This is a genomic window from Acinetobacter sp. 197 (assembly GCF_048148385.1).
In the GTDB taxonomy this organism is placed as follows: Bacteria; Pseudomonadota; Gammaproteobacteria; order Pseudomonadales; family Moraxellaceae; genus Acinetobacter; species Acinetobacter pecorum.
In genome coordinates this window covers 1-16,968 of the sequence record NZ_JAYWZK010000002.1, presented here as the reverse complement: position 1 = coordinate 16,968, position 16,968 = coordinate 1, and the positions used below count along the sequence as shown (strand labels likewise).

12 protein-coding genes are annotated in these 16,968 nt (G+C 41.3%); 11 read left to right on the top strand and 1 reads right to left on the bottom strand.

What is annotated here, in order from left to right; all coding sequences use genetic code 11:
• Positions 1-14: 14 nt before the first annotated feature.
• Positions 15-2,681, bottom strand: a complete 2,667-nt coding sequence (gene tssH, locus VXQ11_RS02615; RefSeq protein WP_416705352.1) for a type VI secretion system ATPase TssH — start codon at positions 2,679-2,681, stop codon at positions 15-17.
• Positions 2,682-3,080: 399 nt separating this feature from the next.
• On the opposite strand from tssH, the gene VXQ11_RS02610 reads away from it, so the two are divergent.
• The 11 genes from VXQ11_RS02610 to VXQ11_RS02560 all read left to right on the top strand — a co-directional run bounded on the left by VXQ11_RS02610 (position 3,081) and on the right by VXQ11_RS02560 (position 16,686).
• On the top strand, positions 3,081-3,701 hold the full coding sequence (locus VXQ11_RS02610; protein WP_416705351.1) for a hypothetical protein: 621 nt from the start codon (positions 3,081-3,083) through the stop codon (positions 3,699-3,701).
• Between the two features lie 26 nt (positions 3,702-3,727).
• On the top strand, positions 3,728-4,231 hold the full coding sequence (gene tssB, locus VXQ11_RS02605; RefSeq protein ID WP_416705350.1) for a type VI secretion system contractile sheath small subunit: 504 nt from the start codon (positions 3,728-3,730) through the stop codon (positions 4,229-4,231).
• On the top strand, positions 4,224-5,705 hold the full coding sequence (tssC, locus tag VXQ11_RS02600; RefSeq protein ID WP_416705349.1) for a type VI secretion system contractile sheath large subunit: 1,482 nt from the start codon (positions 4,224-4,226) through the stop codon (positions 5,703-5,705). The genes tssB and tssC overlap by 8 nt, the downstream gene beginning before the upstream one ends.
• Positions 5,706-5,753: 48 nt before the next feature.
• Positions 5,754-6,257 (top strand): Hcp family type VI secretion system effector, encoded by a 504-nt coding sequence (locus VXQ11_RS02595; protein ID WP_064096151.1) that lies wholly within the window; start codon positions 5,754-5,756, stop codon positions 6,255-6,257.
• A gap of 76 nt (positions 6,258-6,333) precedes the next feature.
• The gene (tssE, locus tag VXQ11_RS02590; RefSeq protein ID WP_416705348.1) at positions 6,334-6,810 is read left to right on the top strand and encodes a type VI secretion system baseplate subunit TssE; all 477 of its coding nucleotides are present in this window, start codon (positions 6,334-6,336) and stop codon (positions 6,808-6,810) included.
• Positions 6,811-6,815: 5 nt separating this feature from the next.
• Positions 6,816-8,630, top strand: a complete 1,815-nt coding sequence (gene tssF / locus VXQ11_RS02585) for a type VI secretion system baseplate subunit TssF (protein ID WP_416705347.1) — start codon at positions 6,816-6,818, stop codon at positions 8,628-8,630.
• Positions 8,594-9,586 (top strand): type VI secretion system baseplate subunit TssG, encoded by a 993-nt coding sequence (gene tssG / locus VXQ11_RS02580; protein WP_416705346.1) that lies wholly within the window; start codon positions 8,594-8,596, stop codon positions 9,584-9,586. The genes tssF and tssG overlap by 37 nt, the downstream gene beginning before the upstream one ends.
• Positions 9,583-11,013, top strand: a complete 1,431-nt coding sequence (locus VXQ11_RS02575; protein WP_416705345.1) for a hypothetical protein — start codon at positions 9,583-9,585, stop codon at positions 11,011-11,013. The genes tssG and VXQ11_RS02575 overlap by 4 nt, the downstream gene beginning before the upstream one ends.
• Positions 11,014-11,060: 47 nt before the next feature.
• Complete coding sequence (tssM, locus tag VXQ11_RS02570; protein ID WP_416705344.1) at positions 11,061-14,906, top strand: type VI secretion system membrane subunit TssM; 3,846 nt, start codon at positions 11,061-11,063, stop codon at positions 14,904-14,906.
• Positions 14,907-14,948: 42 nt separating this feature from the next.
• Positions 14,949-15,908, top strand: a complete 960-nt coding sequence (gene tagF, locus VXQ11_RS02565; RefSeq protein ID WP_064102156.1) for a type VI secretion system-associated protein TagF — start codon at positions 14,949-14,951, stop codon at positions 15,906-15,908.
• Between the two features lies 1 nt (position 15,909).
• Positions 15,910-16,686 (top strand): OmpA family protein, encoded by a 777-nt coding sequence (locus tag VXQ11_RS02560; protein ID WP_416705343.1) that lies wholly within the window; start codon positions 15,910-15,912, stop codon positions 16,684-16,686.
• Positions 16,687-16,968 lie beyond the last annotated feature (282 nt).

The window sequence follows — 16,968 nt, the reverse complement described above, 5'->3', positions numbered from 1 at the left end:
TTTAAAATATAGCTTTATACAGCATCCGTTTTCTGTTTCCGGATGCGTTTAGTTTTCGCTTTAAATTGCTGTGGATCTAAGTGATAAATGATTTCATCATTTTCAACATCAATCTTAATTTTTTCAGGAACTTTTTCCTCACTCAACGCCATCAAAATTTCAGTCGCTAAAGCCGGTAATACGCTGGCATTGAGAATATGGTCAACATTACGGGCACCACTATCAACTTCTGAACAACGGCTTAGGATTAGTTCTAGCAGATCATCGCTATAAGTAACTTCTGTCTTGTATTGTGCCTGAACACGCTGAATAATTTTGCCAAGTTTATGTTCAATGATTCTGATCAGCAGATCATCATGCAGCGGGAAGTACGGTACGATCTGCATACGCCCCAAGAACGCCGGCTTGAACTGTTTATATAAACTTGGCTTAAGCTGTTCCATCAGCTCATGTTCACTTGGCCAGTTTTCAGGTTCCTGATTGAGACAGACCTGCATAATCGCAGATGATCCTGCATTTGAAGTCAGCAAAATTGTGGTGTTTTTAAAATCAATCAAACGACCTTCACCATCTTCCAGCATGCCTTTATCAAAGACCTGATAAAACAGTTCCTGTACATCACTATGTGCTTTTTCAATTTCATCCAGCAGAACCACACTATATGGATTACGGCGAACAGCTTCAGTCAGTACGCCACCTTGCCCATAACCGACATAACCTGGCGGTGCGCCTTTTAATGAAGAAACGGTATGTGCTTCCTGATATTCAGACATATTAATCGTGATTAGATGTGACTCGCCCCCATGCAGTTCATTGGCGAGGGCGAGGGCAGTTTCAGTTTTACCAACCCCACTTGGTCCCACTAATAAGAAAACACCTTGTGGTTTGTTAGGATCTTCCAATTTGGCTTTAGACGTTTTAATGCCTTGCGCCAGTTGTTGCAGGGCATAATCCTGTCCCATCACACGCTGAGCCAGACGGTCTTCTAGCTGTAATACCTGCCGGATTTCATCATTGGCCATCTTGCCCACTGGAATACCTGTCCAATCCGAAATGATTTCATGAATGATGCTGGCATTGACCCGTTCAAAGACCAATGGTTTTTTTTGCTGTACTTCAGTCAGTTCTAAACGTAATTTTGCAATTTTTTGACTGGATTTTTTATCGTGTTCTTGTGCCTGAATATCCCTGATCTGCTGAACAATCTGTAATTCTCGTTGCCATTGTTCGGCTAGATACTGAATGTCCTGTTTTAAATCTGCAATTTTTTTAGAAAGATCATTTAGTCTTGCATGATGAATTGGCAGGTTCTGGTTTTCCTGGGTTAATAGCTTGTGTTCCAATTCCAGATTATGCAGTTGTGCTTGCAGATGATCGAGTTGAGCCGGCTGTGCATTCTGGGTCAATGCAACCCGAGCGGCTGCAGTATCCAGGACACTAATCGCTTTATCTGGAAGTTGACGTCCACTGATATAACGATGCGAACTATGCACAGCAGCAACAATCGCTTCCTCATCAATCTGTAAATTAAAATGTTGAGCCATCACTGGAATCATGCCACGCAGCATATCAATCGCGACCGCTTCAGTCGGCTCTTCAACTTTGACAACCTGAAAACGGCGGCTGAGAGCTGCATCTTTTTCAAAATATTGTTTATATTCAGCCCAAGTAGTTGCTGCAATAGTTCGTAGTTCTCCACGTGCAAGTGCCGGTTTGAGTAAATTAGCAGCATCATTCTGGCCTGCCTGACCACCTGCGCCAATTAAGGTGTGTGCTTCATCAATAAACAGGATGATTGGATGAGAAGAACTTTGTACTTCCTGGATCACCTGTTTCAGGCGGTTCTCAAATTCACCTTTGACACTGGCACCGGCCTGTAACAGCCCCATGTCCAGCACATGTAATTGCACATTCTTCAGAGCGTCAGGTACCTGTTGCTGGGCAATTTTTAGTGCCAAACCCTCAACCACCGCAGTTTTGCCGACACCCGGTTCACCCGTCAAAATTGGATTATTCTGACGACGGCGCATTAAAATATCCAGCATTAAGCGAATTTCAAATTCACGCCCAATCACTGGATCAATTTTTCCTTCAACAGCTTTATGGGTCAGGTTGATCGTGTATTGATCCAGTGCTGGTGTTTTTTTGAGTAAAGTTTGAGAGTTTGGAGTTTTTACTGGCAGAGAAGGATGAGTTTGAGTTGACACATTTTCGATACTGTCCTGACATAAAGCCAGAAACTGATGCTTCATTGTATCGATCGGAATCAGTTCAAAAATACAGGATGAACGCATCGCAATCTGATACAGATCGGAAGCAGTCAGTAAAGCTACCAGTAGGTGTCCACTACGGATGACAGGTTCTTTTTCAGCAGATGCCAATAGCCAAGCTTGCTCAAGTAAACGGATAATTGACTTGGCAAAAATAGGGGTGCGTGAGTTTCCTTTGTTAAGCTGGAGTAAACTTTCCTTTAGATCATCCAGCAGGGCATCTTTGGAGAGCTTGTAATTTTTAAGCAGAAACTGGACATCATTTAGCTGTTCATGCGACAGCAATTCCAGGAAAAAATGTTCAATTTCGATTTCGTAGTTTTGCTGGTTAATACAGGTGTTGGCAGATTTCTCAAGACATAAGCGTGCATGATCAGATAATTTAGTAATTAAAATTTTTAGGTTATTCATGTGTTTCTCATTATTTATTCTTGCAAGGCACAATGTCTTTAAAAATTAAAAAATATCACTGCGCTGTTCTTATTATTTATTTGCATGACTACAATCTAATCAGTTTTACTGATCTATTCTGATCCTGTTATTGCATATTTTTTAATGAATAAAATAATAAAAGTCATATAATCTTTAACATTTATTAAAATACTGTTAAAAAATATTTCACAAAATTCAATTTTTGTTGTTGACTTAGTGTGATCATTTTTTGTTAAATTCGCAAGATGATTTTTAAACAATAAATACAGAAAAATCATTTCAAATAAAAAATTAAACAACCAGAAAAAGAAAAATTTGAGGCTTATTTTGAAAAAAAATCTGAGTTCCATACTCGTGTTGATGATGGTTGTCTGCACGATGAGTTTGATGCAGACGCATGCTGCAACCCTGAAAAAATCATGTCTTAAAGCGTATCCACTGGCTGACGGAGATACTGATCCAGAAATCCTGCAACAGTATCAACAGCTTTGTACCAAGCCAGCTCAGAAAGATCTTAAGTTGCAGCGTGAAATTAAAGCCAATATTGCCCAGCTTTATCTGGATCGTGGTCTGCATCTGAAGGCACTTCAAGCTGTAGATCAGTTAAATCGTGAAAATTATACAACACGTCAATTAACAGATATCACATTCCTTTCTGGTGTGGCGATTTCAAATAAAGCTGTGAATTATATGCGCAGCACCGAAATTCGTCCGCTGACTGAAGAAACCTATGCCATTACCAAAGTTTTCAATGACAATGTACGTCTGTCTCAACCCGTCACTGTAATGCCTCTACGTGCAGAGAAGAATTCAAGCACCAAGAAACAAACTGTGGCAAGTTCGAGCAAAAAATCCAGCTCGACCAAGTCACGTCCAAGTGCTCCGACTAAAGCCAAAGAAACATCTACCAGTAATGTTGTCGCCAAGAAAAATGAGCCTGTCGTCACCCGTAATGTTCCGCCTACCTCCAATCCATTTGGCGCACTTCGTAATAATTAATAAAAAATAATATAGGAATCAGCATCATGGCTAAGCGTGAAAGTGTACAGAAGAAATTACAGCGGATTCGTCCACCGCGGGTTCAATTAACTTACGATGTGGAAGTCGGTGATGCACGTGAAGTGAAAGAATTACCTTTTGTGGTTGGGGTACTTGGAGACTTTTCAGCAGCATCCGAGCTGGAAAAAACCAAACTAAAAGACAAGAAATTTATCAATGTGGATTTAGACAATATTGATGAAGTCATGGAATCACTGGCGCCACGTGCCAACTTTCAGGTTGAGAACACGCTGACCGAAGAGGGTGGCAAGATATCTGTAAATCTGACCTTCAATTCCATGGGTGACTTTAAGCCAGAACAGGTGGTACAGCAGGTTGAACCATTACGTCGACTGGTTGAGGCACGTGAACGTTTAACGGATTTACGCAACAAAATTTCCAATAATGAACGTCTGGAAGATATTCTTGATGACGTGCTGAAAAGTACGGATCAGATTCGCAAGATAAGCGTGGAGGCTGAAAATGAGTAATTTAAATGCAGCAACTGCTGAAAATGTGAATGTTGAAGAATACTCATTACTTGACTCTATCGTTGAGCGTAGTCGTATCGCGCGTACTGATGAAGAGCATGATCGTGCCAAAAGCCTGATTGGTGAACTGGCACGCGAAGTCATGGCAGGGACAATCACCGTATCTGACAACATGATCCTGGCATTGGATAAACGTATTGCCGAAATCGATGCACTGATTTCAACCCAACTCAGCAAAATCATGCATCATAAACAATTTCAGAAAATTGAATCGACTTGGTGTGGTTTATATTATTTCTGTCAGGAAACGCCATCCAATTCCTTGATTAAAATCCGGATGTTGAATACCACTAAAAAGGAATTGATCAAGGACTTCCAAAGTGCGACTGATTTTGACCAAAGTACCTTATTTAAAAAGATTTATGAAGAAGAATATGGTTCTTTCGGTGGTGCACCTTATGCGACCTTGATTGGTGATTTTGAGTTTGATCGTACGCCAACAGATATGTTTTTACTGGAACAGATTTCACATGTGGCAGCAGCAGCACATGCACCATTTATTTCGACAGCTAGTCCAAGCATGTTTGGTCTTGAATCATTTACTGATATTGATCGTCCACGCGATGTTTCCAAGATTTTTGAAACCGCTGAATATGTGCAATGGCGTTCCTTCCGTGAAAGTGATGATGCACGTTATGTCGCATTGACCATGCCACGTGTATTGGGTCGTCTGCCATATCATCCAAAAGAAGGTACTGCAACTGAAGGGTTTAACTACGTTGAAGAGGTTTCTGGTGAAGATCATAACGAATATCTATGGATGAATGCAGCTTATGCCTTCGGTACCCGTTTGACCAATGCATTTGACATGCATGGCTGGTGCGCAGCGATCCGTGGTGTAGAAGGGGGTGGTGTGGTAGAAGGCCTACCTGTACATACGTTCAAGACCAATGATGGTGATGTAATATTCAAATGTCCAACTGAAATTGCCATTACCGACCGACGTGAAAAAGAACTCAGCGACCTGGGTTTTATTCCGCTGGTGCATTGCAAAAATACAGATTATGCAGCGTTCTTTGGTGCGCAATCGACCCAGAAACCAAAAAAATATGACAATGATGCAGCCAATGCCAACTCAGCTTTATCAAGTCAGATCCAATACATTATGGCAGTTTCGCGTATTGCGCATTATTTGAAAGCGATGATGCGTGACAAAGTCGGTAGTTTTGCTTCAGCTGGTAATGTTGAAGCCTTCCTGAATGACTGGTTATCACAATATGTGCTCTTGGATGACGGTGCTTCTCAGGAATCCAAGGCGCAGTATCCATTACGTGAAGCGTCAATCAAAGTTGTAGAAAGTCCAGCTGAACCTGGTCACTACAAATCAGTGGTCTTCTTGCGACCACATTTCCAGCTTGATGAGTTGTCAGTATCCCTGCGGCTGGTCACTGAATTGCCGCAATCGAGCAGCTAAGCCGGTTGTGTTTTCTATTATTTATAATAAAACAGGTTAAAAATAACAATGAAAGATATATACGTCCAATTTCGCGGTAAATATAAAGTAGATGGTGAATCACGCGATTCTGAACATAAAAGCTGGCTAGAAGTAAATTCCTGGTCACATAATATTCGTCAGCCAAAATCTGCAACTTCTTCTAGCGTTGGTGGTCATACCGCTGAGCGTGTAGAACATTCTGACATGATTTTTGTCAAAGACCTGGATGCAACCAGCCCCAAACTTTGGGAAGCCTGCTCTGCTGGTTATACCTTTGATGAAGTGCAAATTGACTTCTATCGTGCCAACGGCGACAAGCGTATCAAATACCTTCAGATCAAACTGAAACACGTGCTGGTTTCTCAAGTAACGCCAAGCGTGAATGAAGAAGGTGTACCGACTGAAGCATTTGGTCTGAAATATGCTGCGGTTGAATGGACTTATAACCAGCAAGATATTAACGGAACGCAGAAAGGTGCCATAACCAAAAAATGGTCATTATCGAATAATACCGCATCTTATGCAGCTTAATTCTTCTGTATTTAGAGGCTTGCACATGCAGGTCTCTAGCTGAAAGTTGAATATTCTAAATGGATGATGGAAACGCATGAATCTGGATCAGCTTTATCCTTATGGATTCCGTCCAACCTTATTTGACCGGCTGTTGCCACAAGATGAAGTCAGTACACAAGGCCTGTCGATTCAGAAATTGCGTGAAGCCGTGGCGGCAGATCTGGAAGATTTATTAAATAGCCGAATGGCCAAACTGGATCATATTATTGATGACTATGCTTGGGTAAAACAGTCCATCCTGCAATTTGGCATTATTGATTTTGTCGGTTTATCGACCGCAAACCCAATGGATCGCGACAAAATTTGTCGCTCAATTGAAGCATCTATTTCAGCACATGAACCACGGCTTAAACATGTACGGGTAGAAATGCTGCTGGATGAAAACAATATGGGTAGTCTTTGCCTTAGCATTCATGCCTATTTAAATATCCATCCTTTATATGAACCTGTAGTTTTTGATGCTTTACTGAAACCGACCACACAACAATACGTTATTTTGCCAAGATTATAATTAGAATGAGCGCAATTGAAGAAGTATTACCTTATTACGAAAAGCAGCTGCAGGAATTTAGCCAGCAGTCCCGAGAATTTGCCAATAAATATCCTAAAATTGCCCAGCGTCTGTCCTTAAATCAGGAGCAGATTGACGATCCGCATATTGAACGCCTGATTCAGGCATTTTCACTGATCTCGGCACGCATTGATAAAAAGCTGAATGACAGCTATCAAATTTTCACCCGATCAATTTTTGAGGTGATGTTTCCCCAGTATTTAAAGCCGTTTCCAGCATGTTCTATTGTTAGTTTTGAAGATGTCAATAAAATCAAACAGCTGAGTAATGCACATCGGATTCCTAAAAATACATCTTTAAAGTCTAAAAGTGTACGCGGCGTACAATGTGAATACCGGACTGTACAGAATGTGACTTTACTCCCCATTGCATTGAAATCTGTCAATTTCAAAACTCATCCTTCGGCACATATTCACTTAAACCGTAATGCCACACTGATTTTGGATTTTGAAATCTTTAATCATCAGCTGAAATTACTGCCACAGTACCAGCTACCCATTTATCTGGATGCAATTTCAAGTTTTCCTTTACAGGTTATGGATCAGATATTTAAGTCTGAAACCCAATTTTCAATCAAGATAGATGATCAAGAATTTAAAATTCCTAATCCATTTGAATTGTTAGGTTTTACTGAGGAAGAGAGTTTACTGCCGGTGGATCAGCATACTCATCATGCATATCGATTATTACTTGAATACTTTTGCTTTCCAGACAAGTTCAGTTTCCTGAACCTGAATATGGATTTTCTCAATCAGGTCGAACCCGATACGTCGAATTTTGAGCTGCATCTTCACTTTAAAATGAACCTGAATGATCAGGCCGCGATTCGCAATTATTCAGAACTGGATCTCGCCAATTTCAAGTTGTTCACTACACCAGTCATTAATCTGTTTGAGAAACAGGCCGAACCACAGAAAATCAATCATCAGCGACTGGAATATTCACTCATTTCAGATGCGCATCATCCTGAATATTATCAGGTGTATTCGGTCTCCGAGATGAACCTGATTCGTGAAAAAAGTGATAAAGAACAATTTGCCCATCAGGTCTTACCGTTTTTTGCCATGAGTCATTACCGGCATGAAGGTGCACAATTTTACTATCATCTGCAGCCAGAAATTGCCAGTACGCAAAAGAATGACCTGAAATTTTCTTTAATTTCCAAAAGCCTGGAGCCACAGAATACCTTCTCTGATTTTATCAGTACTCGGCTGCTGTGCTGTAACCGCGATCTGCCTTATGAAAGCTATAACAAGGATCAGAATGCACTCAGCTTAAATGACAGTCAGCTGGCTCGACGTGGAGTGTTGTTAAAGCGCCCATCTTTACCTTATATATTCAAGCAGAGCCAAAAAGAACAATGGCGTATTATTTCCCATCTTTGCCTGAATAATCTCTCCTTGATGAAAGGCGATGCAGTCACGCATCTTAAGGAATTGCTGGAACTGTATAACCTGCCAGCTTCCAAAGAAAATCAGCAGATGATTGAAGCAATTCAATCGATTGATTTTTCATTGAGCCAGAAATTATTGGACCATAAACCTTTTCCACTGTTTGTCCGTGGTGTAAGTGCAAAGGTCAAGATGAATAACGAAGCATTTCGCGGATCAAGTCTGTATGTCTTTGTCCAATTGCTTAATCATATTTTTAACCTGAAAGTACAAATGAACAGTTATGTGGAAATGGTTGTAATTGATGCTGCAACAGAACAGGAGGTATACCAATGCGTGCAGAACGTTGGTGGCAAAAAACTTCTGTAGTGGAGCAGCTGTATCAGCAGCCAACCCGCTTTGAACTGGTGCAGGCGACTCGTTTGTTGCGTCATTATCCTGAGCAAAATCAATTACAGGACTGGAACAGGGGATTTAGTTTTACGAGTTCACTGAACCTGAATTTTGCAAAATCCGAGATTGAATGTCTGGAATGGAAAGATCGGAAAATTCAGCTGACCAGCGCGATGATTGGCTTGACCGGTATACAGGGAGTATTGCCTTATGCCTATACCTATCGTATTAAGCAAAGTCCACGTCAACAGCGTGAGGAAACCCTGCATTTTCTCGGGTTGTTTAATCATAAACTCACCGCGCAATATATTGATGCTTCAGTTAACTATCATTTGCCACTGCGCTATGAAATTGAACAGGACAATTATTATCTGGAAATTTTACATGCGCTAAATGGCTATGTGCGTGAACAGCATCAGCAGAATCATCTGGATGATTATTTTGCTGAATTTTCCGGCTTAATGCAGGGGCAAAATAATAGTGCTTATGTGCTGAAAACCATGCTGAGTTGCATGTTCAAGCATAAGGTGAAGATCAGGGAGTATTTACCAGAACAGTTCAAGCTGGAAGATTTTCAAAAATCTTCCTTGGGTGGATCTACTCCCGCTTTATTGGGAATCAATAGTTTTTGTGGTGAATTGCTGACCCAGATTGATGAAAAAATTGAAATCGTAATTGGCCCATTAAACCGGCAAGACTATCTAAGCTTTCTTCCGCAACAAAAGCAGAGCGAAAAACTCAAACAGATCATTGCAACCTGGTGCAGCCCGACCTTGATGGTGGATCTGCGGCTGATATTAAACAAGGAAGAAATCCGTCCCATCCGGCTTGGTGATGAAAGTGTAGGGCTAGGACAGGGCGCTTTTCTGATGCCACAAGCATCTGCTGATAATCAGGAAACCTATTATAGCCTGATGGGGAGAGCAGCATGATTAAGGTCATTGTCTCTACTATTCTGGCGTTGATCCTGATTACAAGTAGTCTAGTCATCTACTACTGGCGTGATGTGCAATACGATCCAACCGGCATGGATATGCTGCAATTCTTTATTCTGCTGCCGGTTTGTGCTGGCTTGTTATTGCTTTCTCCATGGCTGATTTACACATCGCTAAAAGCTTATCAGACAGGGAAAGCACAAAAGTTAGAAGCTGCTAAAAATAAAGAGCAACATCTGCAACAGCAAAGTGAACTAGAGAAAAACAAGGAGAAACCGGTCGAAGAACTGACGCTAAAAGTCTATTCATCTGCGGCAATCCACAGCTTTGGTGAAAATCAGGACATTGTTGATGCTTTGCAGGCGTTTAAAAGCCCGGAACTGGATGAAACCTTGGCCAATCACTATGGACTGCCCATCCTGTCTTATCGTATTCGGAGTCTGGACGAGCTATTACCCGAAGCAGAAGAGAATGACACCCTGCACAGCATGCGAGTGCAACGTATAAATTTACTGATTCAGCAGCAGATGGAGCAACATAGTGAAAGCCTGTATCACATTGCTACACATCTTAGAAAGTCAGCTATGTTCTATGATGCAGAGACAGCTTATCAATATCGTATGCATCCGGGCTGGATCAATGAACAGTTTGATGAAGAGAAAGAAACGGATATTCCAGTTGAACAGGTTGCACGATTAAATAAATTGAATCTGCATATTCTGCTGCCGGCAACCTTAATTCATCTCTGGCCAGATGAAACCCAACAGAAGCTGATTGAACAGCTAGAACAGCAATATGAAATTGTGCAGAGCCAGATTCATGTCGAGTTTCATTATGTCGATCATAACAATGCCTATTCACTCTGGATGAACCTGCTCAATGATATTCAGCAGCAAAATGAACTGGTCAGTCTGGTGATTGCTGTACAGTCTGAAATTGACCAGGAGTGGCTGGAACAGCAGTTATGGCAGTCGGAACAATATCTGCCGGGAGAATATGCAGCGAGTATATGCCTGTCTTCACTACAGTTAAGCATTGAAGATTTGACAGAAATAAAAACAATAAAATTCGTTAAGCATGTCAAAAATATTAGTGAATATTTGAAGAAAAAAAGTCCAAACTTTGCTGATCAGCTACAGCAGGAAGCTGCATTTATACTTTTTCTGGATGATCCCTTACAGATCAGCACAGCAAAGAAGGTTCAACAGTATCTGGGTAAATTTGGAATAGAACTGCATCACGGCCTGTATTGTTATGCTTATCTAGGCGGTGCAACAGAGATGAAAGCACTATTTGGAATATTGCTGTGTATGCAAATGAATGAAGATGTCATTACATTGGCTTATTCAGTACAGCATCCTCAGACATTTTTTGTCTACCAACCTGTAAATATGATTGAGGAACTTAAACAGAACGCAGCCTGAAAAATTTTAAAAACTTGAAAGATAATAAAGAAATATAAGAGATTACAGTGAATACATTATTTTATACGATCTTGGGATATGTCTGGCAGTATGTGACCAATCCAAAAGCGATTATGGCATTGTCATTTTTCGTGGTGATTTTTTCCATGAAAAATACCGTATCCGAGCGTGTGTTCTGGATTCTGGTGGCGGTTTATAGCCTGATGCTGGTGATCTGGGGTATTTATGCATTCATCCAGCATTATCGACATGCCAAAAAAGGTGAAGAAATTTACGAGGCGATTGCTAGTACCACTGAAGCTGAACAGTACAAGCATAAGAATAAGGAAGAGTTACAGCTGATCCAACAGCAGATGAAGGAGTCAATTCAACTGATCCGCAAGTCCAGACTTGGAGATCGTAAGGGCAATGCTGCGCTATATGAGTTGCCCTGGTATATGGTGATTGGCAATCCGGCAGCTGGGAAAAGCTCTGCCATTTATCATTCAGGGCTGCGCTTTCCATTTGAAGAACATCACCAGAAAATGGTGTCTTCTGGCTTAAGTGGAACCCGTAACTGTGACTGGTTTTTCTCAACTGAAGGTGTTCTGCTGGATACTGCAGGACGTTATTCAGTCTATACGGAAGATCATTCTGAATGGCTTGGTTTCCTGAACATTCTTAAGAAAAATCGTTCTAAGACACCTGTAAATGGCCTGATTGTCATTGTCAGTATTGCTGAACTGGTGAGCCAAAGCCCGGAAAAATCTATAAAATTAGCCAAAAACCTTCGTGCCCGTATTCAGGATTTAACCGAACGTCTGGAAGTTTTTGCTCCTGTATATCTAGTCTTTTCTAAAATGGACCTGATCGCAGGATTTACTGAATTCTTTGACTGTTATGATGCACAGGAATTTGATCAGGTCTGGGGGGCAACCTTACCGTATGCAGCCAATTCCAGCGAGCAGGCGGTAGAATTATTCGAGCAACATTACAACATTTTATACGATGGTCTGAAAAGTGTCAGTACAATACATCTGAGCCGTCGCCATTCACAGCATATTTCTCCAAGTGTCATGACTTTTCCGCTGGAGTTTAAGAGCTTAAAACCGGTTCTAAAAACCTTCATTTCTACACTATTTCAGGAAAATCCTTACCAGTTTAAACCGATTTTCCGAGGCTTTTACTTTACCAGTGCCTTGCAGGACGGCGTAATTGAAAGTCCGATGACGGAACAGATCGCTGATGATTTTCATCTGATCCGCAGTGATGATAGTGAAATTGGTCTGCCGAAACAGTCTATTTCTCAGGATCATGGTTATTTTCTGAAAAATCTGTTTTCTGAGGTCATCCTAAAAGATAAGCATTTGGTGCGTCAGCATATTAACCCTGCGAAAAAACGCCAGCGCTTTATGGCCTTCACAGGAGCGATTCTTAGCATATCAATTGTTCTTAGTTTATGGCTATGGTCCTACCGTAATAACCAGCAGTTGATTGCTGAAGTTCAGGCTGATCTTAATAAAGTAGTAAAGATGCAAGTACAGGCAAATCCTTCACTCACTCATCAACTGGATAGCTTGCTGATTTTACAAGGTCATTTACAGCAACTGGATCAATTTGATCAAAACCGGCCATTGAAATACAGTTTCAGTTTGTATCAAGGTAATCAGATTCGGGAAAAACTGCAAACTGAATATCTGAAAGGCATTGAGCATCTGGTTCTTCAGCCAACCCAGCAACAGATTGCACAGTACCTGCAACGGGTTAAAGCCAATGAAGCAGTTCTAAAAGAAAATCATATCCGGGTGAAAATCACCCATGTGGCGCAAGGACGTCAGATTGCTTCAGAACCTTCTGATCAAAATTCTCAAGATGCCTACAATGCCCTGAAAACCTATCTCATGTTGAGTAATCCTCAATATATGGATTCCAGTCACCTAAGTGATCAGATGACGCGTTTCTGGCGTACATGGCTGGAGCAAAACCGGGGTGAAATGCCGCGTGGAGAAATGATCCAGAAAGCTGAACAGATTTTAAGCTATGCCATTACATTGTCAGGACATAATGGTTTCCCTCAGATGAATTCTGATGCGGTACTGGTTGATCAGACCCGTCAGATCTTAACAGCAATTAACACCGGTGTTTCTGCACGTGATCGCGTTTATAACGAAATCAAGATGCGTGCTGCGGTGCGTTTCCCGGCAATTACGGTAAAACAGATTCTGGGGGAAACTAACCAGAATGTCATGCTGGGCAGCTATGCTTTGCCAGGAGTTTATACCTATCAGGCTTGGAAAGATTATGTGCAGCAAGCGATTGAACAGGCAGCAACCAGTTCAACGGATAGTCGAGACTGGGTGTTGAATACCACACAATCAGATGACTTAAGCTTTAGTGGTAGTCCTGAACAGATCCGTCGCCAGCTGACTGAGTTGTATAAAAAGGAATATATTGCCGAATGGCGTAAGTTTCTGAATGCGGTTCATTATGCCAAGGCAGGTGATTTTAACCAGCAAATCAAACAGATTGATATCCTGGGTGAACCTGAAAATTCTCCAATCAGGACGTTGATCCAGCATGTGGCCAAAGAAACCAGCTGGGATAATCCGGTGGTTCAAGCAGAACTGGCTGTGCCACAAAAAGGCTTTATTGCCTGGTTCAAACGTAAAGTGCTCAATCGTGATGCAGAAAAACAAGCACAACTGGCGAGTAACCAGTTAGGCCATGGCGTGATTGCACGTGAATTTCAGGTATTCTACCAGATGGCGCGTCATCGGGATGATCTGCAGAATCAATCCCTGCTAGATGGCTACATGCTTTCGATTTCCAAAATCCGCAGTCAATTCAATGACCTGAAAAGCTCTGGTGATATTGGTCCTGCAAGTATGGCCTTAGTAAAACAAACTATTCATGAGCAGAATTCCATTTTCAACACCACCCATAAATTTGTGGCCGAGAAAATGTCGGCTGGCACTACAGAGCTGGATCAGCAGCTACTGCAAAACCTGCTGATTGCACCCTTAATCCAGTCTTTTGAAAGCCTGATTGTTCCTGCACAGGCAGAAATCAACAAGCTTTGGACCATGCAGTCGTACCAGCCATTTACCCAGAGTCTGGCTCAGAAGTATCCATTTAGCAGTCAGGCAAATTTACAAGCTACTTCTAATGAAATTAATCAGATTTTTGGTGAAAGTGGCAGTATTGCACGTTTTGTAAAAGAGCATCTGGATCCTTTGGTGATCCGTCGTGGTTATACCTTAACTTCAAAAAGCTGGCAGGATCTGGGGATCAGCCTTAATCCAACTTTTGTAGCGAATTTCCAGACCTATGTAGCACCTAGTCATGGCGTAGCAACAGGTGAATTGAATCAGGGGCAGCGTATAGTACCGGCTGTAAACCAGTCCAATTTCCAGTTCTACCCATTGGAAAATCCAAAACTTTTAGCCTATACCTTTGATATCGATGGGCAGCGTATGCTTTTTGAAAATGGGGTACAACAATGGGTGAACTTTGTCTGGCCAAATCCGGGATCGATTCCGGGTGCGCGTATTACCGTGGTGGATCTGGAAGGGAAGACCCACACCATTTTTGATGAACCAGGTGAATATGGAATTAACCGCCTGATTGAAAGTGCCCAGCGTACCCAAAAAGGCAATAACTTTGAAATGATCTGGAAGAGCAAGGAGAATCCGGAACTTTCAGTAAAAGTAAACTTCCGGCTGGTTAGCGGCCAGAATAGCAATTCAATTGGTGGCCAGCCGAACTATGCCAACCTGCAACTGGTAGATCAGGTAGTTTCCAATAAATCGGTGCGTGTCGTCGCTGCGCAAAGTGTTTCTATATCTCCTCAGCAAAGCTCAGGCCAAGCAGGTCCGACTACGGCATTCGCCAATACAGGAGCAGCTGTACCATGATGAGGATTCAACTCAAACTGAAGAAAATGGTGGAGGTGAGTAATGTATGAGTTAAAAACTACACCACTTTATTATGGTAAATGTCCAGCTCGTGGCGATTTTCTCAAGTCACGAGGACAATATCAGCTGATTCAGCTGATTGATCAATGGATTACGGAAGCATTGGAATTTGCCATGCAAAAGACAGAGTTCAAACAGGCCTATGCGCAATTACCATCGCTGGATTTCTTTATTGCCAATCCGAAGGCAAGGCTATTTCTGGTAGCGAATCTGATTTCCAGTGAAGACAGCTCAGGCCGGCAGTTTCCCATGGTAGTCAGTCATCTGATTGAGCATGAACAGCCATTTGAAAATATCGTGTATTCACCCTTGTGTTATAAGTCAGCACTGGTTGAGCTTTATCAGTGCAATCGTGTAATGCGTTCAATACGAGATAGCGATATTTTGCTGGATAAACTGAATAAGCTTAGTAACCAGATTATGGTATCCAGCTATGAAGAGGCACAGATATTTTATGAACCTCATACTATTCATTCCTTTGCTAGACTGATGAATCTTAGTGCGTATCAGCTGTCGCAAAGCCTGATTGGATTGGGATTATTGCTGCAACCGGTTATTCAGCAAGGCACAAGTCGTTTGAATAAGGTACTGATTTTACCCATTCATAACATCAGTTATTGCTATGAAATTGCAGCATTTTGGGTCAGTTTAATCAGTCAGTTTGTGAAACATCATCATACAGAACTATTGATTGGTGTATTGCATCAAGAAAAGCCAATCTTGTTATTTGGCTTTAAAGGTGCAGACATACAGGCTTTGAGCGACATTTTCACGGAAAATCTGGATAGTCAGCATTGGGTATCACTTATCAATGCAACCTGGATTGATCAATACCTGGAAAATAATGCAGGCCTGGCAACACTGGAACAGTCCTTAAGTGAGCGTCAGATGAGTCTGGCTCGAGGCATCAAATTATTTAAACAGACATTTGTAGAAATATAAAATGAATATAAAAATCAAGAATTTAAAATTAAAAAAACTTATAAAAATCAATACAATATCATACTTATTAGTGAGTTTTTCTGTATATGCACAACCGGTCATTATCGAAGGTGCTGTACCAAACGAAAACACTAAACAGGAAATATTGAGTAAATTATATACAACTTATGGACGGGAAAATGTAGTAGATCGCATCCAGATCCGTCAGGTCACGGCATCAGCAGGCTGGTCAAATACCGTCAGCAATGTAATTAATGAAGACCTGAAAAAGGTAAGACAGGGAAAATTAACAGTAAAAGGTGCTGATATCCAGCTGAGAGGTAAAGTATCAAATCCTGTTCAAATTCAGGAAACTACAGCTAAATTTCAAAGCCTTATACCAACAAATTACCGTTTAAATACACAGCTTTCAGTCAATCAGATAGAACAGCAGATTATTGATGCAGCATTGAAGAATCGAATCATTGAATTTGAATCTGGCAGTGCGGTATTGGCAGCTTCAGGCATACAGATTCTGGATGAAATGGTCAGTGCCTTAAGTAAGGTGGGTAGTAAAAAGGTACGAATTATTGGCCATACAGATAGCTCTGGCGATGCTAATAAAAACCTCATGTTGAGTCAGCAACGTGCAGAAGCCGTTAAAACTTATTTGATCGCAAAAAATATTCCGGGACATTTACTGAACACCGAAGGATTGGGATCTAGCAAGCCTGTAGCGGATAATACAACGGCTGAAGGTAGACAGAAAAATCGTAGGATTGAGTTTGAAGTGCTTTAAAAATATAAGTTGCTTAAGCAGCAACCAGACAGGCTTGAGTCATACGTTGATCTCGAAAATCTTTGAAAACTGAGACGTTGTATTTCCTTGTCAATCATAGTGTTCAGCATCTCGATTCATATCCAGTCCATGATGTTTAAACCATCATAAACTAGACATTTTTATTGGTGAGAATGCAGACATTTCTATTTGGAGATATAGTTGCTGTTATTCACCAATTAAAATGTCTATGCGATAAACCATTTAAAATGTCCTGTTTTTAACCACAAGAGTCAAGCACAG

What these genes read in the sequence shown, in the direction of transcription:
- VXQ11_RS02575 (WP_416705345.1), top strand. Translation starts at nt 9,583, where the DNA reads ATGATTAAGGTCATTGTCTCTACTATTCTGGCGTTGATCCTGATTACA.
- tssF (WP_416705347.1), top strand. Translation starts at nt 6,816, where the DNA reads ATGAGCGCAATTGAAGAAGTATTACCTTATTACGAAAAGCAGCTGCAG.
- VXQ11_RS02610 (WP_416705351.1), top strand. Translation starts at nt 3,081, where the DNA reads ATGAGTTTGATGCAGACGCATGCTGCAACCCTGAAAAAATCATGTCTT.
- tssB (WP_416705350.1), top strand. Translation starts at nt 3,728, where the DNA reads ATGGCTAAGCGTGAAAGTGTACAGAAGAAATTACAGCGGATTCGTCCA.
- VXQ11_RS02595 (WP_064096151.1), top strand. Translation starts at nt 5,754, where the DNA reads ATGAAAGATATATACGTCCAATTTCGCGGTAAATATAAAGTAGATGGT.
- tagF (WP_064102156.1), top strand. Translation starts at nt 14,949, where the DNA reads ATGTATGAGTTAAAAACTACACCACTTTATTATGGTAAATGTCCAGCT.
- tssE (WP_416705348.1), top strand. Translation starts at nt 6,334, where the DNA reads ATGAATCTGGATCAGCTTTATCCTTATGGATTCCGTCCAACCTTATTT.
- tssG (WP_416705346.1), top strand. Translation starts at nt 8,594, where the DNA reads ATGCGTGCAGAACGTTGGTGGCAAAAAACTTCTGTAGTGGAGCAGCTG.
- VXQ11_RS02560 (WP_416705343.1), top strand. Translation starts at nt 15,910, where the DNA reads ATGAATATAAAAATCAAGAATTTAAAATTAAAAAAACTTATAAAAATC.
- tssH (WP_416705352.1), bottom strand. Translation starts at nt 2,681, where the DNA reads ATGAATAACCTAAAAATTTTAATTACTAAATTATCTGATCATGCACGC.
- tssC (WP_416705349.1), top strand. Translation starts at nt 4,224, where the DNA reads ATGAGTAATTTAAATGCAGCAACTGCTGAAAATGTGAATGTTGAAGAA.